The organism is Variovorax sp. 01T439_2, from assembly GCF_056398445.1.
Genome location: NZ_JBFTPJ010000672.1, coordinates 1 through 3334 on the forward strand (window position 1 = coordinate 1; position 3334 = coordinate 3334).

3 protein-coding genes are annotated in these 3334 nt (G+C 67.1%); all 3 read right to left on the reverse strand.

Going from position 1 to position 3334, the window contains the following annotated elements:
- Positions 1-324, reverse strand: a 324-nt coding sequence (locus AC1DOC_RS25595) for a LysR family transcriptional regulator (RefSeq protein ID WP_478130752.1), incomplete at its 3' end; no start/stop codon positions are given.
- A gap of 7 nt (positions 325-331) precedes the next feature.
- On the reverse strand, positions 332-1618 hold the full coding sequence (locus AC1DOC_RS25600; protein WP_478080514.1) for a M20/M25/M40 family metallo-hydrolase: 1287 nt from the start codon (positions 1616-1618) through the stop codon (positions 332-334).
- Between the two features lie 31 nt (positions 1619-1649).
- Positions 1650-3334, reverse strand: a 1685-nt coding sequence (polA, locus tag AC1DOC_RS25605; protein WP_478130753.1) for a DNA polymerase I, incomplete at its 5' end; no start/stop codon positions are given.

A 3334-nucleotide genomic window follows, 5' to 3' on the forward strand; every position in this document is an offset into this window, starting at 1 on the left:
CGGCAGCACCTCGTAGCTCAGCGCCAGCACGCTCAGGATGCGCAGCTCGCCGGTGTCGCTGCCCGCGCGCAGGTTGGCCGCGAGGCGCTGCACCTCGTCGAGCTGCGCAAACAGCCGCTCGATGTGCGGATACAGCGTGAGCGCCTCGGTGGTCGGCGTGAGCCGGCCCTTGGCGCGCTGGAACAGCGGAAAGCCCAGCTGCAGCTCGGCATGCTGCAAGGTGCGGCTCACCGCCGGCTGCGTGATGTTGATGAGCCGCGCCGCCGCGCTCACGCTGCCCGTGAGCATGATCGCGTTGAAGACTTCGATGTGGCGCAGGCGCATGGCCGGCTCAGTTGCCTGCGATCTTGCTGCGGGAGAGATCCATCACCATGCGGGTCGCAAGATAGAGCCTCGGCTCGATGGAGTCGACCAGCACGTACTCGGCATCGGCCGAATGCGCGCCGAAGCCCTGCAGGCCGAAGCGCTCCACCACCGGCGCCTTGGTCTTGAGCGCGGCAAAGGCGGCATCGGTGCCGCCGCCGGCCACCTTGTCGTCGGCGCCCAGCGGCCGGCCGAGCTCGTCCTTGTAGATCTGCTGCGCGTGCCTGGCGAGTGCGAGCGAGGCGCCGGTGGCTTCGAGCGGCGGACGGCGGCGCTCGAACTTCATCGCGACCTTGGCCTCCGGGATCAGTTGCTTCTTCACGCGCTCCTGCACCTGCTGCTCGATGCGGTCGTAGTCGCTCACCTTGAGCACGCGCACGTCGGCGCCCGCGGTGGCGCTGGCCGGAATCACGTTGCGGTTGCTGCCCGARCGCGAGATGGTCCAGTTCATCTTGAGCCCGGTGGCCGGGTCGGACAGGTCGCGCATCTGCAGGATCTGGTGCGACAGCTCGTAGAGCGCGTTCACGCCCAGCTCCGGCGCCGAGCCTGCATGCGAGGCCTTGCCCGTGACGTTGAGCGTGACCGAGGCAATGCCCGCGGTGGCCAGCGAGAGCTTGTCTTCCTTGACCGAAGCACCCTCGAACGACAGCACCGCGTCGTGCTCGCTGCCCAGCCGCGTGATGAGTGCGCGCGAACCGGGCGAGCTGATTTCCTCGTCGCCGTTGATCAGCACCGTGAGCGTGCCGTAGTCCTTGAACTTCAGCGCCTGCAGCATCGCGACCGTGTGCGTGATGACGGCCACGCCCTGCTTGTCGTCGGCAATGCCCAGGCCATAGGCCTTGTCGCCCTCGACGCGGAACGGCTGCTTGTCGAGCATGCCCACGGTGTAGACCGTGTCCATGTGCGCGATGAGCATGATCTTCTTCTTGCCCGTGCCCTTGAAGGTGGCGCGCACGGCCCGGCCGATCTTCTCGGGCGTGTCTTCCATGCGGTAGGCCTCGGCGCTGGTGTCGACCAGCTCGACCTCGCCGCCCATGGCCTTGAATTTTGCGGCGATGAGGTCCGAGATCTTCTCCAGGCCTTCGAGGTCGCGGCTGCCCGATTCGATCGAGACCAGTTCCTTCAGCGTCTCGAGCAGCGCGGGCTTTTCCTTGGCGGCCAGCGAGGCGATGCGGGCATCGGGGGCGGCAAACGCGGTGCCCAGGCAGGCGGCGCAAACGGCGGCGAGCAGGAATTTGCGGGGCTGGAATGTCATGTGCGTGCTTCTTCTTTCTTTCGTCGGTTGATCAGTGCGCCTTGTCCCAGTTGGGTCCGATGCCGATCTCGGCCAGCAGCGGCACCTTGAGTTCGGCCACGCCGGCCATCAGGCGCGGGATTTCGGTGCGCACCCATTCGATCTCGGCCTCGGGCACCTCGAACACCAGTTCGTCGTGCACCTGCATGATCATGCGGGTGGCGCGCTTCTCTTCGTCAAGCACGTTCTGTACCTTGATCATGCTGAGCTTGATGAGGTCGGCCGCCGTGCCCTGCATGGGCGCGTTGATGGCCGCGCGCTCGGCACCGCCGCGGCGCGGGCCGTTGGGCGAATTGATCTCGGGCAGGTACAGGCGCCGTCCGAACACGGTCTCGACATAGCCCTTCTCCTTGGCCAGCGCCTTGGTCTCGTCCATGTACGCCTTCACGCCCGGATAGCGCGCAAAGTAGCGGTCGATGTAGGAGGCCGCGGCCTTGGTCTCGATGCCCAGGTTGCGCGCCAGGCCGAAGCTGCTCATGCCGTAGATGAGCCCGAAGTTGATCACCTTCGCATAGCGGCGCTGCTCGCTCGACACCTGGTCGGGCGTGGCGCCGAACACCTCCGCCGCGGTGGCGCGGTGCACGTCGATGCCTTCCCTGAAGGCGCGCAGCAGCGACTCGTCGCCGCTGATGTGGGCCATGATGCGCAGCTCGATCTGCGAGTAGTCGGCGCTCGCGATCACGCTGCCGGGCGGCGCAATGAAGGCCTCGCGCACGCGGCGGCCTTCGGGCGTGCGGATCGGGATGTTCTGCAGGTTGGGGTCGTTGCTCGACAGGCGGCCTGTGACCGCCACGGCCTGCGCGTAGTGCGTGTGGACGCGGCCGGTGCGCGGGTTGGCGAGCTGGCCGAGCTTGTCGGTGTAGGTGCCCTTGAGCTTGGACAGGCCGCGGTGCTCGAGGATCTTGGCCGGCAGCGGATAGTCCTCGGCCAGTTTCTCGAGCACTTCCTCGTCGGTGCTCGGCGCGCCGCTCGGCGTCTTCTTGACCACCGGCAGGCCCAGCTTGGTGAAGAAGATCTCGCCGATCTGCTTGGGCGAACCCAGGTTGAAGGGCTGGCCCGCGATCTCGTAGGCCTCCTGCTCGAGCGCCATGATGCGCGTGCCGAGCTCGTGGCTCTGCGCGGCGAGCGTGGGCGCATCGATCAGCACGCCGTTGCGCTCGACGCGGTAGAGCGCCTCGCTCGAATCCATCTCGAGCTGGTAGATGAAGCGCAGCTTCTCGTCGCGCTCGATCTGCGGCCACAGCGCGAGGTGCACGTCGAGCGTCTGGTCGCTGTCCTCGCACGAATATTCGGCGGCCTTGGCGATGTCGACCTGGCTGAACGGGATCTGGTGCGCGCCCTTGCCGCACAGGTCTTCGTACGAGATGCCGCTGCGGCCCAGGTGGCGTTCGGCCAGGCTCGCGAGCCCGTGCGGCCGGTGCGCCTCGAGCACGTAGCTCTGCAGCATGGTGTCGTGCGCATAGCCCTGCACTTCGATGCCGTGGTTGGCGAACACATGGCGGTCGTACTTGATGTGCTGGCCGAGCTTCTTTTTCGCGGGGTTTTCGAGCCAGGGCTTGAGCCTGGCGAGCACCTCGTCGATGGGCAGCTGCGCGGGCGCGTCGGGATAGTTGTGCGCCAGCGGAACGTAGGCCGCCGCGCCGGGCTCGATGCTGAAGCTCACGCCCACGATCTGCG